24 protein-coding genes and 1 pseudogene are annotated in these 23,183 nt (G+C 68.2%); 3 read left to right on the top strand and 22 right to left on the bottom strand.

Going from position 1 to position 23,183, the window contains the following annotated elements; genetic code table 11:
• Positions 1-5: 5 nt before the first annotated feature.
• Entirely contained in the window at positions 6-488 is a 483-nt protein-coding gene (locus tag N1F91_RS25455; protein WP_289996338.1) for an IS5 family transposase, read from the bottom strand.
• Positions 489-552: 64 nt separating this feature from the next.
• Positions 553-678 (bottom strand): annotated as a pseudogene (locus tag N1F91_RS25450) (transposase); the annotation flags it as partial.
• A gap of 194 nt (positions 679-872) precedes the next feature.
• Between N1F91_RS25450 and N1F91_RS25445 the strand changes: the two are divergent.
• A complete protein-coding gene (locus N1F91_RS25445) occupies positions 873-1,406 on the top strand; it encodes a GNAT family N-acetyltransferase (protein WP_289996328.1) in 534 nt (177 codons plus the stop codon).
• 71 nt (positions 1,407-1,477) lie between these two features.
• Here N1F91_RS25445 and N1F91_RS25440 read toward each other — a convergent pair whose 3' ends face one another.
• The 10 genes from N1F91_RS25440 to N1F91_RS25395 all read right to left on the bottom strand — a co-directional run bounded on the left by N1F91_RS25440 (position 1,478) and on the right by N1F91_RS25395 (position 11,685).
• The gene (locus tag N1F91_RS25440) at positions 1,478-2,383 is read right to left on the bottom strand and encodes an SDR family oxidoreductase (RefSeq protein ID WP_289996327.1); all 906 of its coding nucleotides are present in this window, start codon (positions 2,381-2,383) and stop codon (positions 1,478-1,480) included.
• A 3-nt stretch (positions 2,384-2,386) separates the two neighbouring features.
• A complete protein-coding gene (locus N1F91_RS25435; protein WP_289996325.1) occupies positions 2,387-2,986 on the bottom strand; it encodes a DapH/DapD/GlmU-related protein in 600 nt (199 codons plus the stop codon).
• Positions 2,987-2,995: 9 nt separating this feature from the next.
• Complete coding sequence (locus tag N1F91_RS25430; RefSeq protein WP_289996324.1) at positions 2,996-4,147, bottom strand: acetyl-CoA C-acetyltransferase; 1,152 nt, start codon at positions 4,145-4,147, stop codon at positions 2,996-2,998.
• On the bottom strand, positions 4,140-5,201 hold the full coding sequence (locus N1F91_RS25425) for an acyl-CoA dehydrogenase family protein (protein WP_289996323.1): 1,062 nt from the start codon (positions 5,199-5,201) through the stop codon (positions 4,140-4,142). Before N1F91_RS25425 ends, N1F91_RS25430 begins: the two co-directional genes overlap by 8 nt.
• A gap of 17 nt (positions 5,202-5,218) precedes the next feature.
• Positions 5,219-6,379, bottom strand: coding sequence for an acyl-CoA dehydrogenase family protein (locus N1F91_RS25420; protein WP_289996322.1), 1,161 nt, complete (start codon positions 6,377-6,379; stop codon positions 5,219-5,221).
• Between the two features lie 6 nt (positions 6,380-6,385).
• Entirely contained in the window at positions 6,386-7,282 is an 897-nt protein-coding gene (locus tag N1F91_RS25415; RefSeq protein ID WP_289996321.1) for an enoyl-CoA hydratase, read from the bottom strand.
• 108 nt (positions 7,283-7,390) lie between these two features.
• On the bottom strand, positions 7,391-8,107 hold the full coding sequence (locus N1F91_RS25410; RefSeq protein WP_289996320.1) for an ABC transporter ATP-binding protein: 717 nt from the start codon (positions 8,105-8,107) through the stop codon (positions 7,391-7,393).
• On the bottom strand, positions 8,100-9,884 hold the full coding sequence (locus N1F91_RS25405) for an ATP-binding cassette domain-containing protein (protein ID WP_289996319.1): 1,785 nt from the start codon (positions 9,882-9,884) through the stop codon (positions 8,100-8,102). The genes N1F91_RS25410 and N1F91_RS25405 overlap by 8 nt, the downstream gene beginning before the upstream one ends.
• 8 nt (positions 9,885-9,892) lie before the next feature.
• Positions 9,893-10,771 carry a branched-chain amino acid ABC transporter permease gene (locus tag N1F91_RS25400; RefSeq protein WP_289996318.1) on the bottom strand — a complete coding sequence of 293 codons (879 nt, stop codon included), beginning with the start codon at positions 10,769-10,771 and terminating at the stop codon, positions 9,893-9,895.
• Positions 10,772-10,869: 98 nt separating this feature from the next.
• Positions 10,870-11,685: a TIM barrel protein gene (locus N1F91_RS25395; protein ID WP_289996315.1), complete on the bottom strand. Its 816-nt coding sequence runs from the start codon at positions 11,683-11,685 to the stop codon at positions 10,870-10,872.
• A gap of 151 nt (positions 11,686-11,836) precedes the next feature.
• Between N1F91_RS25395 and N1F91_RS25390 the strand changes: the two genes are divergently transcribed.
• Both N1F91_RS25390 and N1F91_RS25385 read left to right on the top strand, forming a co-directional pair.
• Positions 11,837-13,063 carry an ABC transporter substrate-binding protein gene (locus N1F91_RS25390; protein WP_289996313.1) on the top strand — a complete coding sequence of 409 codons (1,227 nt, stop codon included), beginning with the start codon at positions 11,837-11,839 and terminating at the stop codon, positions 13,061-13,063.
• 318 nt (positions 13,064-13,381) lie between these two features.
• A complete protein-coding gene (locus tag N1F91_RS25385; protein ID WP_289996312.1) occupies positions 13,382-14,437 on the top strand; it encodes a helix-turn-helix transcriptional regulator in 1,056 nt (351 codons plus the stop codon).
• A gap of 162 nt (positions 14,438-14,599) precedes the next feature.
• Here the strand turns inward: N1F91_RS25385 and N1F91_RS25380 are convergent, their stop codons facing one another.
• The 10 genes from N1F91_RS25380 to N1F91_RS25335 all read right to left on the bottom strand — a co-directional run bounded on the left by N1F91_RS25380 (position 14,600) and on the right by N1F91_RS25335 (position 23,114).
• Positions 14,600-15,718, bottom strand: a complete 1,119-nt coding sequence (locus tag N1F91_RS25380) for an NADH:flavin oxidoreductase (protein ID WP_289996311.1) — start codon at positions 15,716-15,718, stop codon at positions 14,600-14,602.
• A complete protein-coding gene (locus N1F91_RS25375; RefSeq protein WP_289996310.1) occupies positions 15,699-16,328 on the bottom strand; it encodes a nuclear transport factor 2 family protein in 630 nt (209 codons plus the stop codon). The genes N1F91_RS25380 and N1F91_RS25375 overlap by 20 nt, the downstream gene beginning before the upstream one ends.
• Positions 16,329-16,335: 7 nt before the next feature.
• Complete coding sequence (locus N1F91_RS25370; RefSeq protein WP_289996308.1) at positions 16,336-16,800, bottom strand: MaoC family dehydratase; 465 nt, start codon at positions 16,798-16,800, stop codon at positions 16,336-16,338.
• A complete protein-coding gene (locus N1F91_RS25365; protein ID WP_289996307.1) occupies positions 16,797-17,585 on the bottom strand; it encodes an SDR family oxidoreductase in 789 nt (262 codons plus the stop codon). The genes N1F91_RS25370 and N1F91_RS25365 overlap by 4 nt, the downstream gene beginning before the upstream one ends.
• Before the next feature lie 10 nt (positions 17,586-17,595).
• Positions 17,596-18,360 carry an enoyl-CoA hydratase family protein gene (locus N1F91_RS25360; RefSeq protein WP_289996306.1) on the bottom strand — a complete coding sequence of 255 codons (765 nt, stop codon included), beginning with the start codon at positions 18,358-18,360 and terminating at the stop codon, positions 17,596-17,598.
• On the bottom strand, positions 18,357-19,451 hold the full coding sequence (locus N1F91_RS25355) for a nitronate monooxygenase (RefSeq protein ID WP_289996305.1): 1,095 nt from the start codon (positions 19,449-19,451) through the stop codon (positions 18,357-18,359). The genes N1F91_RS25360 and N1F91_RS25355 overlap by 4 nt, the downstream gene beginning before the upstream one ends.
• A gap of 69 nt (positions 19,452-19,520) precedes the next feature.
• Positions 19,521-20,279, bottom strand: coding sequence for an SDR family oxidoreductase (locus tag N1F91_RS25350; RefSeq protein ID WP_289996303.1), 759 nt, complete (start codon positions 20,277-20,279; stop codon positions 19,521-19,523).
• Positions 20,280-20,296: 17 nt separating this feature from the next.
• Entirely contained in the window at positions 20,297-20,839 is a 543-nt protein-coding gene (locus tag N1F91_RS25345; RefSeq protein ID WP_289996301.1) for a nuclear transport factor 2 family protein, read from the bottom strand.
• Positions 20,839-22,023 carry an acyl-CoA dehydrogenase family protein gene (locus N1F91_RS25340; RefSeq protein WP_289996300.1) on the bottom strand — a complete coding sequence of 395 codons (1,185 nt, stop codon included), beginning with the start codon at positions 22,021-22,023 and terminating at the stop codon, positions 20,839-20,841. Before N1F91_RS25340 ends, N1F91_RS25345 begins: the two co-directional genes overlap by 1 nt.
• Entirely contained in the window at positions 22,020-23,114 is a 1,095-nt protein-coding gene (locus N1F91_RS25335) for an acyl-CoA dehydrogenase family protein (protein ID WP_289996299.1), read from the bottom strand. Before N1F91_RS25335 ends, N1F91_RS25340 begins: the two co-directional genes overlap by 4 nt.
• Between the last annotated feature and the right edge of the window lie 69 nt (positions 23,115-23,183).

The following is a 23,183-nucleotide window of genomic DNA, read 5'->3' as shown; positions in this document are numbered from 1 at the left end:
CTCATTCAGACCCAGAATGCGACGAGGGTTGCAAGCGCAACGGCCGAGAGGAAGTTTCTGGCGAGCTTGTCGTAGCGGGTGGCGATGCGGCGGAAGTCCTTCAGCCTGCAGAAGGCGGCCTCGATGCGCCATCGGCCCTTGTAGCGGGCTTCGTCGTAGTCGATCGGCACCTTTCGGTTCGAGCGCCCAGGGATGACGACCTCGGCGCCTTCGGCCTTCAGTCGTTTGCGTGGCGCGTTGGCGTCGTAGCCTTTGTCGGCGATCAGGCAGCGCACCCGGCCGGCCGCGTCCAACAGCGGCCCGGCCACGGTGACATCGACGACGTTGCCGGCCGTGAGCCGCAGAATGGCCGGACGCCAGAGAAGGTCAGTTACGGCATGGATCCTGGTGGTCTGGCCGCCGCGCGAGGGTCCGATTGCCTGCGCCTTCGCCCCCCTTTTCCGCCATGGGCGGAGCGATGGGCCTTCGCGTAGCTGGAGTCGATCGATGCTGACTGCGCGAGCACGCCCTTGGCAACAAGAGCATCAAGGACGCGGCTCCAGAGCTGGGGCGGGACCAACGGTTGAAGCGGTTGTAGATCGTCGTGGGCGGACCGTATTCGGCCGGGCAGTCCTGCCAGCGGCAGCCTGTCTTCAGCACATGCAGGATACCGCTGATGACGCGGCGATCATCGACCCTGCGCGCGCGCCTGGCTGGTTCTTCGGAAGGTGCGGCTCGATCGCCGCCCACGCCTCGTCGTCCAGCCAGAAAAGCCTGCTCGTCCTCGCCTCCGTCGCAAAACGACGCCAGGGAATCTGATTTACGGCATGGCTTCAATGCAATATCCTCTCGGCAGCGCAGCGGGATACCATCCACGGCGGCACACATCCACCATGACGCAAGTTCTTCAGACTGACCGCATACTACTGCGACGCTTCGTCGAATCCGATCTCGACGACCTCTGCCGGCTCTACGCCGACCAAGAGGTTCGGCGCTTCTTTCCACAAGTCTTCCTTTCACGCGCGGAAGCCGAGGAAGAACTTGCCTGGTCGATCCACGGAAGTGACGATTTGCACCCGAACCTCCGGCTGTATGCAGCGATAGATCGGCGGACGGGATCCTTCATAGGTCGTGGCGGATTCGTGCGGTGGGAATTCGACGGAACTGTTGAAGTCGAGATCGCCTACATGATCGACAAGGATTTGTGGCGTAGGGGAATGGGGTCAGAGTTGGCGCATGCGCTCTTATGCTATGGATTTTCCACGCTCCCCGTTCAGCACCTCATCGCGGTGATCGATGCCTCGAACACCGCTTCAATCAAGACCGCCGAGAAGATCGGCATGTCTCGACGGCGCTCGATCTTTCATGCTGAACGGGAGTGCAGCGTCTTCGCCGTATCGGCGACTGATCACAAGCCGTCTACGTGAACCCATGCCACCCCATCCCAGGGTGAGCGGTCTCGACGCTCACCGCTGATTGGGTTTTGACCTAGGCTCCGTCAGGCCGTGCCGTAGACCTTTTTGGGCGCGGGACGGTCGGCGAGAAGTTCGATGATCTTGTCGCCGATCGCCGCCGGCTCCCAGCGCCGGCCGAGATCGTATTCCGGTCCGTCGGTCCAGCCGAGGCAGACGCGAACCAGCCCGCCGATCAGCTCGAAGATCTGCCCCGTCACGTCGCGGGAGCGCTCGCTGACGAGCCAGGCCACCAGCGGCGCGGTGTTTTCGGGCGCGAAGACGTCCATCTCGCCCTGCTTTGCCTGCATCGCCTCTCCGAACGCCTGCTCGGTCATGCGGGTGCGCGCGTTAGGCGCCAGGCCGTTGACGGAGATGCGGTAGCGCGCAAGTTCGGCCGCCTGCACCAGGGTCAGCGCGGCGATGCCGGCCTTGGCCGCCGAATAGGCGCTCTGGCCGACCGAGCCCTGGAGACCGGCGCCCGACGAGGTGTTGACGATGCGCGCGTCGACGGGCCGCCCGGCCTTGGCTTCGGCGCGCCAATGGTCGACGGCATGGCGCGACACGCAGAAATGGCCGCGCATGTGGACACGGATGACCGCGTCCCATTCCTCCGGCGTGCACGAGACGAACATGCGGTCGCGGACGAAGCCGGCATTGTTGACCACGGCATCGAGCCGGCCGAAGGCGTCGATCGCCGTCCGGACGATGCGTCCGCCGCCATCCCAGTCGGCCACGTCGTCGAAGCTGGCGACGGCCTCGCCGCCGGCCTTGCGGATTTCGGCGACCACTTCGTCGGCGGGGCGCTCCGTCGTCGCGTCGCCATGGGTGCCGACGCCGAGATCGTTGACGACGACCCTGGCGCCCTCGGCGGCAAGCCCGAGCGCGTAGGCCCGTCCAAGCCCCCTACCCGCTCCGGTGACGATGACGACACGGCCTTCACAGATACCCATTCGCTAGCTCCTCACGCTCAGCCGCACCGCCCGGGCCTGACCCGACACGCGCCTGCGGTCGGGCTCGGGCGCGGTCAGCGGCTCGCATTCCTCGAAATCGGCGACCGACTGGCGGGCCAGCCGCTGGTATTCGCCGTCGCCGTCGTTCTTCCAGACGATCGCTTCGGGCGGAAGCTGGCGCACGATTTTCGCCGGGTTGCCGGCGATCAGGCTGCGTTCCGGCGCACGCATGTCGGACTTCACGAGCGACAGCGCGCCGATCAGGCTCTCGTCGCCGATGACGGCTTCGTCCAGCACGACAGCGTTCATGCCGACGAGCGCGTTCACGCCGATGGTCGCGCCGTGCACGATGGAACCATGGCCGACGGTCGCGCCGCGGCCGATGACGCAGTCGGAGCCGGCGCCGGTGTGCAGGGTGCAGTTGTCCTGGATGGAACTGTCGCCCTCGACGACGACGCGCCCGAAATCGCCGCGCAGCGCGGCCCCGGCGCCGATGTAGCAGCCCGGCCCCACCTGCACGTCGCCGATCAGGGAGGCGGTCGGGTGGAGGAAGCTGGTCGGGTGCACGACCGGGCGGATCCCCTCGAAAGCGTAGCAGGGCATGGCCGTCTCCTAAAGCCGCTCGATGATGGTCACGTTGGCCTGGCCGCCGCCCTCGCACATCGTCTGCAGGCCGTAGCGGCCGCCGCGCCGCTCGAGCTCGTGGAGCAGCGTGGTCATCAGGCGCGCGCCGGTGGCGCCGAGCGGATGGCCGAGCGCGATGGCGCCGCCGTTGACGTTGACCCTGTCGTGCGGGATGTCGAGTTCCTTCATCCAGGCCATCGGAACCGAGGCGAAGGCCTCGTTGCACTCGAAGAGGTCGATGTCGGCGATCCCGAGCCCGGTCTTTTCCAGGGCGTGCCGCGTTGCGGCGATCGGCGCCGTCAGCATCCAGACCGGGTCGTCGGCCCGCACCGTCAGGTGATGGATCCGGGCGCGCGGCGCGAGACCGTGATCCTTCACCGCCTTCTCCGACGCGATCAGCAGCGCGGCGGAGGCGTCGGCGTTCTGGCTCGACACGCCGGCGGTCACGCGCCCGCCTTCGACCATCGGCTTGAGCGTCGCCATCTTCTCCCGCGACGTGTCCCGGCGCGGGGTCTCGTCCTCGGCGAAGTCGCCCACGGGAGCGATCTCGGCGCCGAAGCGGCCCTCGTCGATCGCCGCGATGGCGCGGCTATGCGATTCGAAGGCGAAGGCCTCCATCTCGTCGCGGCTGATCCGCCACTTCTGCGCGATCATCTCGGCGGAGCGGAACTGGCCGACCTCCTGGTCGCCATAGCGGGCCTGCCAGCCGGGCGAGGTCGAGAACGGGTCGGGAAAGCCGAAATGCTGCCCCACGATCATGGCGGCGGAAATCGGCAGGGCGTTCATGTTCTGCACGCCGCCAGCCACGACCAGGTCCTGGACGCCGCTCATCACGCCCATGGCCGCGAAATGCACCGCCTGCTGCGAGGAGCCGCACTGGCGATCGATGGTGACGCCCGGCACGTGCTGCGGCAGGCCGGCGACCAGCCATGCGGTGCGCGCGATGTCGCCCGCCTGCGAGCCGATCGTGTCGACGCAGCCGAAGACGACGTCGTCCACCGCTCCCGGATCGATACCCGTCCGTTCGATCAGCGCCCTGATGGCGTGGCCCGCGAGGTCGGCGGAATGCATCGCGGCGAGCGCGCCCTTCTTGCGGCCGACCGGCGTGCGGACCGCGTCGATGATGTAGGCTTCAGTCATGGGCGGCCTCGCTGGCAAAAGTCTGGTCCGCGCCGAGCGGACGATCGAAAACGCGCGCGGCGACCCGCTCGCGGTGGAACCGCGCATCGCCCCACCAGGAGGCCAGCGCCAGCGCGCGCTTCAGGAAGAAGTGCACGTCGACTTCCCAGGAATATCCCATTGCGCCATGAACCTGCACGGCCGTGCGGCAGGCGAGGTCGGCCGCCTCGCCTGCGGCGAGCCTGGCGTGCGAGATGCGCGCGCGGGAAAACGCGTCGGCATTCGCGAGCTGCGCCGCGGCCGCGTGCACGACCGGCCTTGCGAACTCGATCCTGACCTGCACCGTCGACAGCATGTGCTTGACGGCCTGGTAGGAGCCGATCGGCTTGCCGAACTGCTGGCGTTCCTTCGCATAGGCGACGGCCAGATCGACCGCCCGCTGGGCGATGCCGAGCAGTTGCGCGGCGGTGAACAGCGCGCCGCGATCGAAGGCCAGGTCGACGGCGGCGCGGGCGTCGGAGGCGCCGGCGACCGGGGCGGCCGCCGGCATGGCGGCCAGGGTGAAGAGCCGGCGGAAGGGATCGACGGAATCCTGGCGGACGAGCCCGACAGAACCGGCTTCGAGCAGGGAGACGCCGTCGTCGCGCACGACGAGAAGCGCGCCTGCGTTATCGGCTTCGGCGACGAAAAGGTTTGCCGGATGAGCGGTCGCGACGGTGACGTCGCCGGCCAGCGCGCGATCCAGGAGTGTCGCCGCCCGGCGATCGGCGGCCAGCGCGGCGAGCAGCGGCAGGGATATGCCGGCATTCTCGACCAGCGGCTCGGGCAGTCCCGCGTAGCCGCAGGCTTCGGCCACCAGAACGAAATCGACCGCTCCGAGCCCCAGGCCGCCCATCTCCTCCGGCACGAGCGCCCCGGCCAGTCCCATCCCGGTCAAGGCGGTCCAGCGCCTGTCGTCACGCGCCGCGCCGACCTGCATCAGCCGTCGCAGGTCGGCCGGTTGGCACAGATCCGCCAGCAGGCCCTTCACGGCTTCGGCTGTCATCGTCTGCTCTTCGGTGAACCGGAAATCCATGGCGTCGACCGCGGCCCCTACCTCGGCAGGCCGAGCATGCGCTCGGCGATGATGTTCTTCTGGATCTCGTTGGAGCCCGCGTAGATCGGTCCGGCGAGCGAGAAGAAATAGCCGTCGAGCCAGCGGCCGACATCGCCCGCCGCCGGTGCGCTTCGCATCAGTTCGGCGCGCGCGCCGAGGATGGACAGCGCCGTGCGGTGGAGCTGGATGTCCAGTTCCGACCAGAAGATCTTGTTGGTGGACGCCTCGGCGCCGATGTGCCCGCCGGCGATGAGCCGGGACGCCGTCGCATGGATCGACAGCGCATAGGCCTCGGCGTCCATGAAGGATTGCAGCACGGCGGCGCGCGTCTCGGGCGCGCATTCGGGCTCATGGGCGCGATAGAGGTCGACGAGCCGCTTTGCCGCCATCTGGAACCGGGCGGGGCTGCGCAGCATCAGACCGCGCTCGAAGCCGGCCGTCGCCATGCAGATGGACCAGCCCTGCCCGTCCTCGCCGAGCCGGTTGAAGGCCGGTACGCGAACGTCGTCCAGGAAGATCTCGGCAAAGCCCGTCTCGCCGTCGATCTGCGGAATCGGCTGGACGCGTACGCCCGCCGCGTCAAGGGGAAAGAAGATGAGCGACAGGCCCTTGTGCCGGCCCGAAGCGGGGTCGGTGCGGAACAGGCCGAAGGCCCAGTCGGCGAAGACCGCGCGCGAGGACCAGATCTTGTGGCCGTCGAGGACGTAGTCGTCACCCTCGCGGCGGCCGGTGGCCCGGACCGCGGCCAGGTCGCTGCCCGCCTGCGGCTCCGACCAGGCCTGCGCCCAGATCTCGTCGCCCGATGCCATGCGGGAGAGGAAGCGCGTCTTCTGCTCCTCCGTGCCGTATTCCATCAGGGTCGGGCCGAGCAGGAAGATGCCGTTCTGGTTGACGCGTAGCGGCGCGCCCGCCCGCCAGTACTCCTCCTCGAAGATCAGCCACTGGATGAGGTTCAGCGCCCGCCCGCCATAGGCCTGCGGCCAGGTCACCATGCCCCAGCGGCCCTCGGCCAGCTTCCGCTCCCACGCACGATGCGCCTCGAAGCCCTCGCGGGACGCGTCGAAGGACGGCAGCGGCGCGGAGGGCACGTTGGCCTCCATCCACGCCCGTACCTCCGCCCGGAAGGCTTTCTCCGTGTGGCTGTAGGTGAGATCCACGTCCGCTCAGCCCTCGCCGGCCTGCTTCTTGTTGGCGGCCACCATCGTCCTGGCATCCTGGCCGCCGAGCGAGTCGCCCCGCGTGAGGTCGCTCTGCGCGTGGGCGAAATGATGCATGTGGAACACGGCGTCCATCGCCGCGCGCTTGCCGCGCAGTTCCTCGACATGGTTGACCGCCTGCTTGGTCAGCCAGAGGCCGAGCCTCGGCTGCTCCGCGAGTTTTTCCGCCATGGCCTGCACGTCGGCCTTCAGGGCGTCGCGGGTCGAAAGCCGGTTGACCATCCCGAAATGGTGCGCCCGCTCCGCGCTCATGCGTTCGCCCAGCATCAGGAATTCCTTGGCGACGCGCGGCGGCAGTTCGAACGCGTGGGCGAAGTATTCCACGCCCGGAATGCCCATCCGCACCACCGGGTCCTGGAAGAAGGCATCGTCGGTCGCGACGATGAAGTCGCACACCCAGGCGAGCATGAGGCCGCCGGCGATGCAGGCGCCCTGCACGGCGGCGATGGTCGGCTTGGGCGCGTCGCGCCAGCGCCGGCACATGCCGAGATAGACCTCCTGCTCGCGTGTGTAGAGCATCTCCGCGCCGGGCTTGTTGACGTGATCGGCCCACAGGAGCCGGCGCTCGAAGCTCTTCGCCACGTCCCGACCCGGCGTGCCGATGTCGTGGCCGGCGGAGAAGTGCTTGCCCTCGCCCGCGAGCACGATGACCTTGATCGCGTCGTCGTCGATCGCCCGCCGGAACGCGTCGTCGAGCGCGTAGGTCATCTGCGAGTTCTGCGCATTGTTGTATTTGGGCCGGTCCATGACGATCCACGCGACCGGCCCCGCCGTCTCGTAGCGGACGGGGTGCTCGGTCTCGTAGGAGATGTCCGCCTGGCGCGGGGGGACGAGATCGTCCATGACGGTGGCCTTTCCTGGTTGCCGGGACGCTATGCTTCTCATGTTGCAGCGCAATCGTCCAAAGGGACTAACGGCGCCACCCGCGCCGCCGCCCCACCGTCGCGCCGCTCACGCCGAAGCGGCGGCCGGCGCCGCTTCGGGAGCCGAAAGCCTTGCCTCGAGTTCCGACGCGGCGCAGGCGAACTTCACGCTACCGCGTTCGATGATCATGGCGCGGTCGGCATAGGGCGCCGTGACCTTCAGGTGCTGCTCGACGATGACGACGGCGGTTCCGGTCTCGGCCCATTTGCGCAGGAAGGCGAGGATCTGGGGAAGCAGCGCCTGCGCCAGGCCCATGGACGGCTCGTCGCAGAGCAGCACCTTGGGCTGCGCGACGAAGGCCTGGCCGAGCGCCAGCATCTGCTGCTGGCCGCCGGAGAGGTCGCGCGCATATTTGCGGTACTTCTCCTTCAGGATCGGGAACACCGCATAGATCTCGTCGACGGCCGCGGCGAAACCGGCGCGGTCGCCCTTGCGGGCGGCGGCGCCCATGCGCAGGTTGTCGTAGACGGAGAGTTCCGGGAACACGCGGTGGCCGTCGAGCACCAGCCGCAGGCCGGCCTGCGCGATCGCCTCGGGCGCCATGCCGTGCAGCGGCCTGCCGTCGAGGAGCACTTCGCCTGCGGTCGGCTTGTTGAATCCGGCGATGGCACGCATCAGGGTCGACTTGCCGGCGCCGTTCTCACCTCCCACCAAAAGGATCTCGCCGGGGCGGGCCGTCAGCGACACGTCCTCGATCACGGGCACGTTGCCGTATCCGGCATGAAGGTTGCGGACCTCAAGCACGGCGGCCTCCGACGAACATGTGCTGAACCGCCGGGTCGTTCGACATGGCTTCCGGCGAACCGGAGGCGACGACGCGACCCTGCTCCATGACGGTGATCGTATCGGCGATGTCCCAGACGAGTTCGAGGTCGTGCTCGACCAGGATGATGGTCTTGCCCATCCGCCGCGCCAGGAAGCGGACGAGCTTTGCGAAATTGGCGCGCTCGCCCTGCGAAAGGCCGGCGGCGGGCTCGTCGAAGAAGATGATGTCCGCCTCCTTCAGGACCGCGCGCATCACCTCCACGAGGCGGCGCTGGCCGTGCGACAGGAGCTCGGCGCTGTCTTGCGCGAATTCGGCCTCAAGCGCGTCGGCGAGCCGGGCGATGTCGGCGCTGCCGTCGCCGACGCGGGCGTCGATGCCGAGCCTGAGATTGTCCCACAGCGAGAACTGCGGGAAGATCCGCGGCGTCTGGAAGGTCCGGCCGATGCCCATGTCGGCGATCCGGTCAGCGGACCGGCGCGTGGCGTCCTCGCCCTTGATCAGGAAGGAACCGGCGTTCAGGCGCGACAGGCCGGAGAGCACGTTGAGCAGGCTCGTCTTGCCCGAGCCGTTGGCGCCGATCAGGCCGTGGATCTCGCCCCGGCGCACCTTCAGATCGACGGCGTCGACGGCCACGACCTCGCCGAACTTCTTGGTGCCGCCGCGCACCTCGACGACGACCTCGTCGCCCGGCCGGGTCTCGCGCCCGCCCTCCAGCGTCTCCAGGAACCGGTCGACCCGGAAGGCCTGTTCACCGCGGCCGGTGACCCCGCGCCTGGCGCGCCAGCGCTCGATGGAGCCGACGATCCCGTCGGGAAACAGGATGACCGTCAGGAGCGTCAGCAGCCCGTAGATCAGCAGGCGGTACTCGACGAACTGCGCGAGCGCGATGTTGGGCAGGATGAAGACGATCCAGATGCCGATGATGGGGCCGAGCATCTGCCCGCGACCGCCGACGACCACGGCGAAGAAGAAGACGAAGGAGAGCTCGACGTTGAAGCCCTGCGGGCTGACGAAGGAAACCGCCGGCAGATAGAGGATGCCGCAGACGCCGGTTCCGATCGCCGCGATGATAAAGGCGATGAAGCGCATGACGCCTGGCCTGATGCCGAGCGAGCGCGCGGCCTCGGGGCTGAGCGCGGCCACGCGCATGTCGCGGCCGAGCCTGGAGCGGCGGATCGCGTAGTGGATGGCCAGCGCGATCATCGGATAGACCGCGATCATCAGGGTCAGCGGCGAAAGGCCGAGGAACCACTCCTGGTGCAGTCCGGGCATCGACACGGAGATGCCATTGATGCCGTTGGTCCATTTGTCGAGCGACATCAGCAGCTGCGGGAACACGATCGCCGCCGACAGCGTCACGAAGCCGAGGTGGAAATACTGGACGCGCAGCGCGGGGAAGGCGAAGAGCAGCCCGCCGGCGGTCGCAGCGCCCAGGCCGGCGAGCGCGGCCAGCAGGAACGGCCAGTCGTGCAGCCCGAAGAAGATCGCGGTGACGTAGGCGCCCAGTCCCAGAAGGACGCCCTGGCCGAACGATTTCTGCCCCGCGTCGACGAACAGGAAGTTCTGGAACACCGACGCGGCGATGTAGATGTTGACCAGCTGGAAGGTGTGCACCCAGTAGGAATTGCCGAGGATCGACGGCACGAAACCGGTGATCGCGATCAGCACGAAGCCGATCAGCATCTGCGGCAGGTCCGACGAGAAGCGCGGCTTGCCCCGCGCGCCGCCCTCCCGGGCTGCCATGGTCTCGCTCATGGCCATGGTCACACCCGTCGCGCCGAGGACCGGCCGAAGAGGCCCTGCGGCCGCAGCATCAGGATCGCGACCAGCAGCAGGAGCGATGCGAGATCCTGGTAGGCGCCGCCGATGCGGTAGGCCGTCAGCATGCCGATGATGCCGACCAGCGGTCCGCCGATGAGCGTGCCGAGATTGGAGCCGATGCCGCCGACGACGGCCGCGACGAAGCCGTTGAGGACATAGCGCAGGCCGGCGTCGGAGGCGACGGAGATCACCGGCGCGACGAGGAAGCCCGCGGTGCCGATGATCAGGCCGCTGATGGCGAAGGCAAGCAGCTGGAGCCTGCGGACGGGAAGCCCCGCCGCCCGGGCCGCGTCGAAATCCTGCGAAAGCGCCGAGATCGCGAGCCCAAGGAAGGTATGTCGCAGGAAGATGCGGAGCGCGAAGTACCAGAAGAACATGGCGCCGATGGCCAGCGCATAGGCGCCGGGCGTGCGCACGCCAAGAATGCGGAAGGACGGCACCGGCCCCTGCACCGTGTAGGCAAACGGACCCTGCGTGATCATCAGCAGGGCGGCGATGATGGTCGAGAACGCGACGGTCGATATCAGCCAGCTGTCCTGCTCGACCGAGGAGCGCAGCGGCGCCAGCGTGATCCAGCCCTGCACCGTCACGAGAACCGCGACGAGGATACCGGCGACCGGCAGCATCAGCAGCCACCAGGCGACGCCGGCTTCGTTGGCGAGGAAGAAGGCGGCGAAACCGCCCAGGACGAACATGTTGCCCTGGGCGAAGTTCAGGATCCCCGTCGCGCCGTGCACGATGTTGAAACTCATCGCGATAAGGGCGAAGATCGAGCCGATCGCACAGCCCCGTACCGCGATGATCAGTATCTCCGCAAGCATCAGACATTCCTCCGGGGCGCGCCGAAGCGCCATTCCTCTTCCCTTCGCATAGACCCGGCCGCGGCCCCGCGGGGCATCGTTCGAACGGACTAAACGCACTACCGCATCAACCGCCCCGCCGTCTCGCAGGAGATGCGCGCCGCTTCGGCGAGGGGCATTCGCGCCACCTCCGGCGAAATGATCTCGACGCTGACCGGGGTGCCGAAACGTTCGGTGGCCTTCAGGAAGCCAGTCAGGTCGAATACCCCGTCGCTGCAGAAAAGCCGGTGGCGCGTATCGTCGGCCAGCGTCCCCCGGACGGTTGCCGACGCGTCGCTCACCTGGACACAGGAGACACGGTCGGCCGGGATGCGCGCGAGATCCGGGAGCGGCAGGCCTGCGCGGAAGACGTGCCATGCATCGAGCACGAGCGCGGCATTGCGGGGCTTGAGGAAGCGGAGGGCCGTGCCGACGTCCGATACGTCGCTCCAGGCCACGAGTTCCAGCCCGATGCGCAGCCCACGGCCGGCGGCGCGGCCGCAGAGCGCGTCGAAACGCTCGACCATGTGCTCGAGGGAAAAGCCGCGGCCGGCGAAGTCGGCGCCCACGTTGACGGTGTCGGCGCCGATCGCTTGCGCGGCGTCGAAGGACCGCGACTCTGCGACGGCAGCCGCGGCATTGCCGTCGACGAACCAGTCCGAGAAGAACTCGATGCCCCGGTGCCGCTGGCAGTGGCGGTCGAACAGGGCGCGAATCGCGCCGTCCGACATGCCTGCCAGGCGTTGTTCCGCATAGTCGCGCCAGTGCAGCCAGTAGCCTCGATAGCCGGCGCCCGTGCAGGCGGCGAGCCGCTCGGCAAGCCCGTGCCGCGAGGCGACCGGACCGCCGGGCATGACGCCGCTCGTCGTATGGAAGCTGCAGATCAGATCACGCATGACGACCGGATGCCGATATGCGAGCCTGAGCGCAACGTCCGGCGAGACTAGGCCCGGCCCCGTGGCGGCTCGGGGCCGTAGTCCACACGGACGATGACCGGGCGGCCGGAGTCACGTCCATTTCCGCTCGGCTTTCACGGAGGAGAAACGCATGAGCCTTCCACGAAACACTAAATGGGGCATGGTCGCGCGCCATCTCTCGATAGGTCTGGCATCCGCTGCCGCGCTCGCCGTTTCCGGCGGCGCCTCGTTCGCGCAAGAGACTTTCAAGCTCGGCGGCATCACGTCGATCACCGGGGGCGGTGCATCCGTCGGCCGCTCGTCCACCGAGGCCTGGAAGCTCGCGGTCGAGGACATCAATGCCGCCGGCGGGATTCTGGGCAAGAAGGTCGAGCTGATCATGGCCGACACCATGACCGATCCGACGCACGGCGTGAGCGAGGCACGGCGACTGATCGAGAACGAGAAGATCGAAGCCCTGGTCGGTCCCGTCACCAGCCAGGAGACGATCCCGATCGTCGCGGTGACGACCGAAAAGAGGATCGTCCAGGCGACGACGGCCGCGTCGTCGCAGCTGACCCCCGAGGTGGGCCCCTATCACTTCTCGACCTCCGTGACCGCCGCCAACCAGATGATCCCCAACATCGACTTCGCCATCGACAGGCTCGGCACGACGAAGTTCGCGATCATTTCCGACAACGGCGGCATGTCGAAGGCCGGCGTCAGCGATCTCCTCGTCTACCTGAAGGAAAAGAAGGGGCTCGAGCCGGTCGCGATCCAGGAATTCGCGTTTCGCACCGAGGACATGACGCCGCAGCTGCTGTCGCTCCGGGGCGCGGGCGCCGAGGCGATCCTGTTCATGGCCTCGCTCGGCGACGATGCCCGCAAGCTGCTCGAGAACCGCGAGGATCTCGGCTGGGACGTGCCGGTGCTGGCCAACCAGACCATGACCAACTACGCGGTCGGCAATGCCTCCGTGCTCGGCGAGGAGGCCTTCGAGGGCGTCTACTCGACGCAGTTCGTCGGCATGACCTATTGCGAGGAGCCGGTCGGCGGATCGCCGTTCGCGAAGTTCGTCGAGCGCGCGAGAGCGGCCGTCCCGGAGGTGGACAAGCTCGGCGGCGCGGCGTCGCTCACGCCGTTCTATATCGAACCGGTGATCCTGGCGGCTGCGATCAATGGCGCCGGAACGGCCGACGGCGAGGCCGTGGCGAAGTGGCTTGAGGCCAATTCCGACAAGGTGGAGCCGATCATCGGCCCGATCTCCGTATCCGACACCAACCACTTCATGCCGGCGCCGGAAGCCATCAAGGTGGTGGCCGCGCCGCACAAGGTACGGGAGGACGGCCTGATCAAGCGCGCGGACTGCGCGAGCTGATTCCTACGCCGGACCGTTGCGCAGTGCAAAAAGCCGGGGCATCCGCTCCGGCTTTTTTTACGTTTTCAATGCTGCAATGCGGTAGAGCAAGTATCTGTATTAAAAGGACATTTTCCCCCGGACGCGCGTCTGCCTTCGGCATTTCGCTGACGCAGCGGCAAAAATTTGACGCGGCGTTAATGTATTTGACAGTCGCGTCGAAATAGTGACATTCTGTCAATACCGAAGCGGGAGGAGCCCTTCTGGGGAAGCGCCGGCGGCGGCTTTCGCCAGCGGGTCCGCATCGGACAATCAGAAGCCTTCCGGGAGGACTTTGGCATGACGTTCCAGTCTCGTTCCGTCGTCGAGTTCGGCTTGCTGTTCTCCCGGATCTCCGAGAGCCTCATCGGCGGAGGACCTCTGCATCAGCCGCTGGATCTCGTGCGCAACCATCTCGGCGCGACGGCGGTGGCTCTCAGGATCGAGGACCGGGCGGGCGGCAACAGCGCGGCCTTCGTGTCCGAGAACGGCTGCGAGGCGGATGAGGAGCCGTCACTGGCGCTGGCGCGTCTCGGGCTGCTTCTCGACCGCCACCGCTGCGTCCAGGCAGGCGCTGTCGACGAGACCCAGAACCATCGGCTCACGCTCCTCGTCTTCCGGGCGGCCGGAGAACAGGCCGGCGAATCCGACGAGACATCCCTGTGCGAGATCCTGGCAGGCCAGTTTCTGCGCGGGCTTCAGATCGCTCGCCGCATCGGGGCCAGCGAGGTCGAGCGCAGCCTCTATTCGACCGTGATGGAGCGGCTGTCGGTTGGCATCCTGATCCTCGACATGCAGGGGCGGATCGTCAAATGCTCCTCCCGCGCCGAGGAGGCGCTTTCGGCGCGCGACGGCATCCAGATGCAGGCGGGACGGTTTCGTGCCGCCTGCGCGAAGGAAGACCGCGAACTGCAGGCGGCGATCAAGGCGGCCATGCAGCGCGCCCAGTCCGGCGAGGGCCGCGAGGCGCGCGGACTGGCGCTGACCAGACCGTCCGGCAGCCGCAGCCTCGGCGTCATCGTGCAGCCGGTGCCGGCCGTGCGCAGCGGCGGCGTTTCGACCGAGCCGACCGTGGCCATCTACCTGCGCGATCCCGAGGCCAATGCCGACGTCGGCAGCGACCTGGTGCGCCAGCTCTTCGATCTGACCCCGGCCGAGGCTGCCGTCGCCCGCCGCCTGACGGCCGGGCTGTCGCTCGAGGACGTCGCGACCGCGCTCGACATCTCGCGCAACACGGCGCGTGCGCACCTGCGCTCGATCTTTTCCAAGAGCGGCATCACCCGGCAGACCGAACTCGTGCGGCTGATGCTCAACAGCGCCGCCGTGCTCGGTGGCCCGCAGAACCAAGCAGCCTGAGCCCTTCGTTCGCACCTCCCGGCGAGCACATGCGGCCCGTACGACGATCGTGCGGGCCGCTTTTTTTAGGCTCGCCCAGCGCGTCCATGCAAACGGCGTCCGATGATGCGGGCGGACCACAGCAGCGGGGAAAAGCGGGATTTCAAATTCCCGCCCGGCTATTCAGCCGAGGCTATCCAAAAGGTCCCTGGAATAGGGGCGGCAGTCGCCGATCCTTCCCTCGCCAACCTTGCGCGCCCATTCGGGGTCGGCGAGCAGCGCCCGGCCGACCGCGAGGATATCGAACTCGTCGCCCCGAAGCGGCTTTTCCAGCACGTCGAGCGAGGCAACCTGCGTGACCACGTCGATGCCGGCGCGGTCGAGCCCAGCCCCGCCGACCATGATGACGGGAAGCCCGGTCAGCTTCTTCGTCCAGCCCGCGAGCGTCAGGTCGCCCTCGTCGGAAAAGCCGGGGCTCCAGAAACGCCGCGTCGAGGTGTGCAGGATGGACACGCCGGCTTCGACCAGGGGCTCGAGGATCTCGGCCAGTTGCGTCGGCGTGTCGGCGAGCTTCGCCTGATAATCCTGCTGCTTCCACAGCGACCAGCGGAGCGACACCGGGAAATCGGGGCCGACGCGGCCGCGGATCGCCCTCACGATCTCGACGGCGAAGCGCGTGCGGCCGCGCCTGTCGCCACCCCATCGGTCGGTCCGGCGGTTGGTCCGGTCCCAGAGGAATTCGTCGATCAGGTAGCCATGCGCGGCATGCAGTTCCACGCCGTCGAAGCCCAGCGCCTGCGCGTCCGCCGCGGCCCGCGCATAGGCGCCGATCACCTCCTCCACGTCGGCCTCGGTCATCGCGCGCGTCGGTTCGGGGTGCATGGTGAAAGCGTTGAAGTTCTCGGACGGGCCGAATCCCGGCACGCCTTTCACGGGGCCCATCCAGGACTGGCGAAACGAGCCGGTGTGCCACAGCTGCGGGAAGATGCGGCCGCCGGCTGCGTGCACGGCCTGCAGGACCCGCGCCCAGCCCGCCAGCGCCTCGCCATGGAAATGCGGCACGCCGGCGTAGCTCGCGGCACTCGGGTGGCCGATATAGGTGCCCTCGGTGATGATGAGACCGACATCCGCCTCGGCGCGGCGGCGGTAGTAGTCGACTACTCCCTGGTGGGGAACGTCGTCCGGGCAGAGATAGCGCGACATCGGCGCCATCGCGATGCGGTTGCGCAATTCCAGCGAACCCAGCCGCACCGGCCGGAACAGGCCCGCGGCGATCGCCTTGTCAGCGGACGCGGTTTGCATGGACCTCGCTTCCGCGCCGCATGGCCTCGATGAAGCCGTCGAGCGGCGCCGGTTCGCAGATCGGCGCGTCGGAGGCTCCCTGACGTGCCCAGAACTCCTTCCAGGACGGGAACAGCGCGTGGAAGGCGCCCTCGTAGGGCTCGCGGCCGGGCCAGCGCATCTTGCGGCTTCCGACGGGCGGCTTGTTGAGGTCGGTCGCGTACCAGTAGAGCGGCTGGCGGCGACGGAAGCACCAACGGCCGTCCACGCGGGCATAGGTGTCGTAGTACATCATCTGCATGATGACCCACTCGGCGCCCGTCTCGTGTTCGTTCTTCGAGTAGACGACGCCTACGGCGTTGTCGGGGTCGACGAGCTCGACGATCGTCGTGCCGACGTGGTGCGACGTCCCGTCGAACTGCTTGCGCATAGTGTCGTCGAGCCAGTCTCGCAGCGCCTGGCGGCCGGACCTGCCCTGCCCGACCTTCACGTCCGGCACGAACAGGTTCGCCATCGCGTCCATGTCGCGCATGTCGAGCGCCAGGGCATACTTCGAGGCCAGCTGACGGATTTCTTCCAGCGCTTCCAACCGCCGGAGACGCTCGCTTATGTCCGTGGGTTCGTTCGCCATGGAAGCCTCAGAAGGAATAGCGGCCGATGATGTCGGCCACGCAGGCGGGCTTCTGCCCGCCCTCGACCTCGATCGAGACGCGGACCGTCGTCTGGACGGCGCCGTCGCCGATCGGTTCTGCCTTGACGAGTTCGCCGACGGCGCGGACGCGGCTGCCCACCTTCACCGGGGCCGGGAAACGCAGCCTCTCGGCGCCGTAGTTCACGCCCATCTTCATGCCCCGCGCCTCGAACAGCTGCGGCAGGAACATGTTGACGAGCGAGAACGTCAGGTAGCCGTGCGCGATGGTCATGCCGAACGGACCGTGCCTTGCCCGCTCCGGATCGACGTGGATCCATTGGTGGTCGCCGGTCGCCTCGGCGAACAGGTCGACGCGCTGCTGGTCGATCAGCAGCCAGTCGCTCGGCCCGAGCCTGGCGCCAACGCCGGCGACCGCTTCGGCGGGCGAGCTGAAGACGAACGGCGCAGTCATGCGCGCTGGCTCGACACCGAAACGACCTCGCCGACCATGTAGCCGGCATAGTCCGAGGCGAGGAACATCATCACGTTGGCGACCTCCCAGACCTCGGCCGCGCGGCCGAAGGCCTCGACCTTCGAAAGCTGGGCAAGCTCCTCTTCCGTCGACGCCTTCTTGAGGAAATCATGCATGGCTATCGACGGCGAGACGGCGTTGATGCGGATGCCGTGCTCGGCGGCTTCCAGAGCCGAGCAGCGCGTGAAGGCCATGACGCCAGCCTTGGCGGCGGCATAGTGGGACTGGCCTTTCTGCGCGCGCCATCCGAGCACCGATGCATTGTTGACGATGGCGCCGGCCTTCCGCGGGATCATCGCCTTCAACACGGCGCGCGTCATGCGCATGGTACCGGTCAAGGTGATGTCGAGCACGCGCGACCATTCCTCGTCGGTCATGTCGACGACGCTCTTCAGTCCGCCCAGGCCGGCATTGTTGATCAGCACGTCGACGCCGCCGAGCCTATCCTCCGCGGCCGCGACCAGGGCCTGCACCTGCGCCTCGTCGGTGACGTTGCACAGCTGGTGAAAGACCGGCGTGGATGGCGACAGCGCCTTGAGCTTCTCCGCCGCCTCGCCAAGCCGGCGCTCGTGGATGTCCGAGATGAAGATCGCGGCACAGCCTTCCTCGACCGCCTTCCTGGCTGCCGCGAAGCCGATGCCGACACCGGCGGCGGCGGTGATGAGAACGCCTCGGCCCCTCAGCAGGCCATGACCTTCGACATAGGGCGGCACAGCTACGGCCATTCTGCGTTCCTCACTTCTTGCCGGCGAAACCGGCGTCGCGCTTCTGGACGAAGGCGTCGCGCGCCTCCTGGCTTTCCTTCGTCAGGTAGGCCTGCGCGGTAAAGCCCTGCTCCCAGCGGTAGTGACGTTCGAGGTCGCCGTCCTCGACGCCGTTCAGCGCTTCCTTGGCGAGGCGGATCATGGTCGGGCTCTTGGCCGCGATCTTCCCGGCCAGTTCGAAGGCGGCGGCGCGGAGTTCTTCCCTTGGCACGATGCGCTCGATGGCGCCGAGCCGGTAGGCCTCCTGGGCGTCGATCATCTCGCCGGTGAAATACATCTGCCGCACCTTCTGGAGCGGGAACATGCGCTGGAGATGCGCGCCCGCGCCAAGCGCGCCGCGATCCACCTCCGGCACGCCGAACCGCGCATCAGGCGAGCACAGGATGATGTCGACCGAGCCGCAGATGCCGATGCCGCCGCCCAGGACATAGCCGTGCGCGGCGGCGATGGCCGGCTTCAGGCCGCGGTGCAGCGCCCGGAAAGTCTCGTAGTTTCCGGCATTCACCTCCACGATCCGGTCCGGATGGGCCTGCAATTCCTTGATATCGACGCCGCCGCAGAAGCCCCGTCCCTCGGCGCGCACGATGATCACGCGGACGGAGTCGTCGGCGTTCAGCCGGTCGATCTCCTGCGACAGTCCGCGCCAGCCCTTCGAATCGAGCGCGTTGACCGGCGGATTCTCGATGACGAGTTCCGCGATCCCGTCCTCGATCCGGCTCCAGAACTGGCGGCTCATGTGGGGCTCCCTTGCTTCGAATTTCCGGCCGCCAGCTCTGCCAGCGCCGCCAGGCGGTCTCCAGCCTCGCGCATGATGCGCACGATCAGGTCCTCGCAGCTCTCCAGCCGTTCGATGACCGCGGCCACCTGTCCGGACGGTAGCAGACCGTTGACCGGGTCGCCGGCGACCACGCCCCGCTGCACCAGCGTGGGCAGGTTGGCGGCCATCACGGTCGTGCGGAATCCGCCTTCGTCGCCAGCCATGACTTTCAGCCCGAGCCTTGCCATGCCGAGCGGGCCGAGGCCTGCCTCCCGGCCCCAGTGGCGGGCATATCTCGCGGACATCGCCAGACGCGCCGGCAGGCTCATGCCTTCCAGTCGCTTCAGCTCCTCGTTCTCGACGAAGCGCTGCGGCAGGCCGTCGACCGCCGTCGAGACCTTGATCAGCGTCGGATCCCTGGTTTCGAGGTAGCGCTTCAGCGACGCCGACGGCACCGGCGAATCCGTCGTCAGCAGGAAGCGCGTGCCCATGGCGATGCCGGATGCGCCCCAGGCAAGCGCCGCGACGAGGCCGCGTCCATCCGAGAAACCACCGGCGGCCACCACCGGCACCTTGACCGCGTCCAGCACCTGCGGCAGCAGGATCGTGGTCGGAACCGCGCCGGTGTGCCCGCCGCCCTCGCCGCCCTGCACCGTGACGATGTCGGCGCCGAGCTCCACGGCCTTGACCGCGTGCTTCAGGGCGCCGACGGTCGGCATGCAGACAACGCCGGCGTCCTTCAGGCGCCTGATGGTGGCCGCGTCCGGACCGCGGCCGTAGGACACCGCCCTCACGCCGTGCCGGATGACGGCTTCCAGCACTTCCTCCGCATTCGGCTGGAACATATGAAAATTTACGCCGAAAGGCCGGCCCGTGCGCGACTTCACGTCGCGGATGGCCGCGTCCACCTGGCCCGGCTCGATGGTCGCGCCTGCGAGGAAGCCGAAGCCCCCCGCGTTGCATGTCGCGGCCGTGAGCCGGGCGTCGGCGACCCACCCCATCGCGGTCTGCACGATGGGAAAGGTGCAACCCAGCCTGTCCGTCAGCGCGGTTCGAAGCGTCGTGGCCATTTCGTGTTCCTGCTATGGGACTGAGGATGCTGCACCGCACGCGGCGCGGCATCGTCCGAACGCAGTAGCTCAGTAGAACACCCGCCCGCCGTTCACCATCAGCGTCTGGCCGGTGATGAAGCGCGACTTGCCGGACGACAGGAAGATCACCGCGTTGGCGATGTCATCCGGCTCGCAGAGCTCGCCGAGCGGGATCATGTTCCTTGCACGTTCGTAGGCGTCCTTCGGGATGCGCTGCATGGCGCGGGTGTTGGTCGGGCCGGGGCAGACCGCGTTGACGTTCACCTTGAACGGCCCGAGTTCGCGCGCCAGCGCCCGAGTGAAGCCGAGAACGCCCGACTTGGCGGCGGCGTAGTCGACCGTGCCGACATCGCCGTTCATCGCCGAATCCGAGGAAATGGAGACGATCTTGCCGAATTTCCGTTCGCGCATGTCGCTTACGACCTGGCGAGTGCACATGAGGGTGGTCATCAGCGACACGCCGACCACGAACTCCAGTGTCTCCGGCCTCGCCAGGTAGAACTCCGAGTAGTTCTCCCGCGCGGTCTGGCCGATGTTGTTGGTCAGGATGTCGACGGAACCGAAATCGGCCTTCACCCTCGCGAAACTTTCGGCAACCACGGTCTTGTCGGTCATGTCGCCGACGAGAGGAAGAACCTTGACGCCGAGCCGGCGCGCCTCCTCGGCGGTTTCGCCCAGCGGTCCTTCCTCGCGGTCCATGATGGCGACGTTGGCGCCTTCGGCGGCGAAGGCGAGCGAAATGGCGCGTCCGATGCCATTGGCGCCCCCCGTGACGACCGCGACGCGGCCCGCGAAATCCGTCGACATGAATTCCTCCCGAATTGTCAGATCGTTTGCGTGTCCCCGCGCCCGAACAGGGTCAGGCGGCGATAGGAAGGGTCGCCCGCGCCCGCGGTCCCGAGGGGGCTCGACGCCGCGAAGCTGTCATAAGCGCCGCGGTCGACCGGACGCCTGCCGGCCCAGTCGAGCGTCACGCAGCGGCCAAGGAAGCGCCACTCGCCGGATCGGCGGGCGAAGCGGTCGAGGCTGCGGCTGCCGGTGACGATTTCCTCGGTCCCGTCGAGCGTGCGATGGTGATTGAGCTTGTATGTCTCGCCCTCGGCATAGTCGCCGTCGATCTCGAAGAGCGCGTTGGCGACGTAGTGGGCGGTGGCCTGCCAGTTGGCCAGCGCCTTCTCCACCCAGGCGACGTAGGCGTCCGGCGAACCGGTGAACATGTCGCCATGCTCCTCGAGCGCGTCGTCGTGATAGAGCGAGCGCAGCAGGACGAAATCGCGCCGGTCGCAGGCGCGCGAATAGGTGTTGACCAGCCGCCACAGGCAGTCCCTCGCCGCGAGTTCCGTCCCGCGGGGCTCGCGAAATCCCATCAGGCGCCCTTTCCCGACGGACCGCGCGGCTCCCTGGGCATTCCCAGGCCGCGCTCGGCGATGATGTTGAGCTGGATTTCGTTCGTGCCGCCGTAGACGGTGTCGGCGCGGGTGAAGAAGAAGAGCCGGCGCAGCTTCTCGACGCGCGGGTCGGCGCTGGCCGCCGCGCCGGAAAAACCGAGCACGTCCATGCCCAGCCGTCCGAGATCGCGATGCCAGTTCGACCACTGGTACTTGTAGCCGAGGCTTTCGAGCTGCACCTGCGGCTCGGGATGGTCGGCGAGCATGCGCATCGCCATGTGGCGCATCGCCCGCAATCCCGCCCATGCCCGCGCTATGCGCGCGCGGATCGCCGGGCGCGCCGCCGCGCCGTTCTCCGTTGCGATCTCGATGATCAGGTCGAGTTCGCGGGCAAAGCCCATCTGCTGCCCGAGGGTGGACAGGCCCCGCTCGAAGCCGAGCAGCGCCATCGCGATCCTCCAGCCGTCGCCGGGGACGCCGACGATGTCCCCGGCCTTGACACGTGCGCCGTCGAAGAAGGTGGCGTTGAACTCGCTGCCGCCGCCGATCTGCCGGATCGGCCTGATCTCCACGCCGGGCTGGTCGAGCCGCATCATGAGAAAGATCAGTCCCTTCGGGCCGATGGAGCCTTCCTCGCCGCGGGCAAGCACGAAGATCCAGTCGGACAGGTGGGCAAGCGAGGTCCAGACCTTCTGGCCGGTGACCAGCCAGTCGCCGCTCTCCGGATCGCGCCGGGCCCGGGTGCGGATGCTGGCGAGATCGGAGCCGGCGTCGGGTTCGGAGTATCCCTGCGCCCAAAACTCCCGTCCCTCGCGGATGGCAGGCAGGAAGCGTCGCTTCTGGTCGTCGTCGCCGAACGCGATCAGCGTCGGGCCGAGCAGGCCTTCGCCGATGTGGCCGAGACGCCCCGGCCCGCCGGCGCGCGCATACTCCTCCTGGAAGACGACCTGTTCGGCGACCGGCAGGCCGCGACCGCCGTGCTCGCGAGGCCAGCCGATGCAGGTCCAGCCGCCCTCGGCGAGCTTTCGCTCCCAGTCCTTGCGCAGTTCCGGAAGCGCATCGCCGTCGCCGGCATGGCCGCGATCGAACAGCGGCGCGAACCGGCCGGTGAGATTGGCCGCCATCCAGCCGGCGACCTCGGCGCGGAAAGCCTCGATGCTCATGCCGCGTCTCCCAGCAGCGCGTCCGCGATGATCGCGAGCTTCTCGTCGGTCGAACCGAAAACGGCCGCCGTCGCCTGCGCGCGGCGCAGATAGAGATGCGGATCATACTCCCAGGTGTTGCCGACGCCGCCGTGGAGCTGGATCGCCTCCTCGGCTGCCCGGAACAGCGCCTGCGTGGCGAGGACGCCAGCCGCGGCGACCTCCAGCGGGTCGAGACTTCGCGCCGCGCCGTGGACGAGGGAGCGGGCTTCCGAGATTTCCACCAGCAGGGCCGCGCAGCGATGCTTCACCGCCTGGAAGGACGCGATCGTCCGGCCGAACTGCACGCGCTCGGCGACATAGGCGAGCGTCAGGTCGAGCGCTCCCTGCGCGGCGCCGACCTGTTCCGCCGCCTCGGCCAGGCGTGCCGTCATGAGCGCATCGTCGAAATCCCGGGCGCTGAAGCCCGCAGAATCGATGCGCGAGGCAGCGGCGCCGTCGAGGACCAGCCGCGCCGCCGGGCGCATCAGGTCGATGCCCTCCAGCGGTTCGACGGCCGCGGCCGGTCGCTCCACCGCGAAAAGGCCCAATCCGCCGTCCGCCGAAGCGGGCACGAGGAAGAACGCCGCCGAACTGGCGTCGAGCACGGCGGCAATGGTGGCGGAGACTGTCCAGCCCCCGCCCGCGCGGCGCGCGACGGGGATCGTGCCGCAGAGCGGATCGGCGCCGCCGATGCCCGGCCATGCGCAGGCCGCGGCTTCGCCGGCCGCGATCCTGCCCAGCAGGGCGGCGCCCGCCTCTCCCGCGCCAAGCGCGGCGACCAGCGGCGCGGCGAGGCAGGCGCTCGACCAGAAAGGCACCGGCGCGAGCCGCCGGCCGCACTCCTCGGCCAGCAGCGCGAGTTCGGGTGCCCCGAGGCCGAGGCCGCCGGCCTCCTCCGGCACCGCCACCGCGCACCAGGCGAGCTCGCCGCCGATGGTTGACCATAGCGCGGCGTCGAAGCCGCCGGCCCCGATGGCGCGTCGCAGCTGTTCGCTTCCGGAACGCTCCGCCAGCAGGCGCCGAGCCTCGTCGCGCATGAAGATCTGGTCGGGTGAGAGCTGGAGGTCCATGGGTCCGCGCCTGGTTGTCGCATCTATCGAAGCCTGCCGCCGAGACAGCATCGTCCGAACGAATGATGC

This window comes from Aquibium sp. ELW1220, assembly GCF_030398385.1.
In the GTDB taxonomy this organism is placed as follows: Bacteria; Pseudomonadota; Alphaproteobacteria; order Rhizobiales; family Rhizobiaceae; genus Aquibium.
Note: the sequence above shows the minus strand (reverse complement) of the source record. Positions and strands in the feature narration are given on the sequence as shown.

What these genes read in the sequence shown, in the direction of transcription:
- N1F91_RS25370 (WP_289996308.1), bottom strand. Translation starts at nt 16,800, where the DNA reads ATGACTGCGCCGTTCGTCTTCAGCTCGCCCGCCGAAGCGGTCGCCGGC.
- N1F91_RS25360 (WP_289996306.1), bottom strand. Translation starts at nt 18,360, where the DNA reads ATGAGCCGCCAGTTCTGGAGCCGGATCGAGGACGGGATCGCGGAACTC.
- N1F91_RS25365 (WP_289996307.1), bottom strand. Translation starts at nt 17,585, where the DNA reads ATGGCCGTAGCTGTGCCGCCCTATGTCGAAGGTCATGGCCTGCTGAGG.
- N1F91_RS25395 (WP_289996315.1), bottom strand. Translation starts at nt 11,685, where the DNA reads ATGCGTGATCTGATCTGCAGCTTCCATACGACGAGCGGCGTCATGCCC.
- N1F91_RS25380 (WP_289996311.1), bottom strand. Translation starts at nt 15,718, where the DNA reads ATGCAAACCGCGTCCGCTGACAAGGCGATCGCCGCGGGCCTGTTCCGG.
- N1F91_RS25425 (WP_289996323.1), bottom strand. Translation starts at nt 5,201, where the DNA reads ATGGATTTCCGGTTCACCGAAGAGCAGACGATGACAGCCGAAGCCGTG.
- N1F91_RS25430 (WP_289996324.1), bottom strand. Translation starts at nt 4,147, where the DNA reads ATGACTGAAGCCTACATCATCGACGCGGTCCGCACGCCGGTCGGCCGC.
- N1F91_RS25335 (WP_289996299.1), bottom strand. Translation starts at nt 23,114, where the DNA reads ATGGACCTCCAGCTCTCACCCGACCAGATCTTCATGCGCGACGAGGCT.
- N1F91_RS25440 (WP_289996327.1), bottom strand. Translation starts at nt 2,383, where the DNA reads ATGGGTATCTGTGAAGGCCGTGTCGTCATCGTCACCGGAGCGGGTAGG.
- N1F91_RS25375 (WP_289996310.1), bottom strand. Translation starts at nt 16,328, where the DNA reads ATGGCGAACGAACCCACGGACATAAGCGAGCGTCTCCGGCGGTTGGAA.
- N1F91_RS25405 (WP_289996319.1), bottom strand. Translation starts at nt 9,884, where the DNA reads ATGAGCGAGACCATGGCAGCCCGGGAGGGCGGCGCGCGGGGCAAGCCG.
- N1F91_RS25345 (WP_289996301.1), bottom strand. Translation starts at nt 20,839, where the DNA reads ATGGGATTTCGCGAGCCCCGCGGGACGGAACTCGCGGCGAGGGACTGC.
- N1F91_RS25385 (WP_289996312.1), top strand. Translation starts at nt 13,382, where the DNA reads ATGACGTTCCAGTCTCGTTCCGTCGTCGAGTTCGGCTTGCTGTTCTCC.
- N1F91_RS25390 (WP_289996313.1), top strand. Translation starts at nt 11,837, where the DNA reads ATGAGCCTTCCACGAAACACTAAATGGGGCATGGTCGCGCGCCATCTC.
- N1F91_RS25445 (WP_289996328.1), top strand. Translation starts at nt 873, where the DNA reads ATGACGCAAGTTCTTCAGACTGACCGCATACTACTGCGACGCTTCGTC.
- N1F91_RS25350 (WP_289996303.1), bottom strand. Translation starts at nt 20,279, where the DNA reads ATGTCGACGGATTTCGCGGGCCGCGTCGCGGTCGTCACGGGGGGCGCC.
- N1F91_RS25400 (WP_289996318.1), bottom strand. Translation starts at nt 10,771, where the DNA reads ATGCTTGCGGAGATACTGATCATCGCGGTACGGGGCTGTGCGATCGGC.
- N1F91_RS25435 (WP_289996325.1), bottom strand. Translation starts at nt 2,986, where the DNA reads ATGCCCTGCTACGCTTTCGAGGGGATCCGCCCGGTCGTGCACCCGACC.
- N1F91_RS25415 (WP_289996321.1), bottom strand. Translation starts at nt 7,282, where the DNA reads ATGGACGATCTCGTCCCCCCGCGCCAGGCGGACATCTCCTACGAGACC.
- N1F91_RS25340 (WP_289996300.1), bottom strand. Translation starts at nt 22,023, where the DNA reads ATGAGCATCGAGGCTTTCCGCGCCGAGGTCGCCGGCTGGATGGCGGCC.
- N1F91_RS25355 (WP_289996305.1), bottom strand. Translation starts at nt 19,451, where the DNA reads ATGGCCACGACGCTTCGAACCGCGCTGACGGACAGGCTGGGTTGCACC.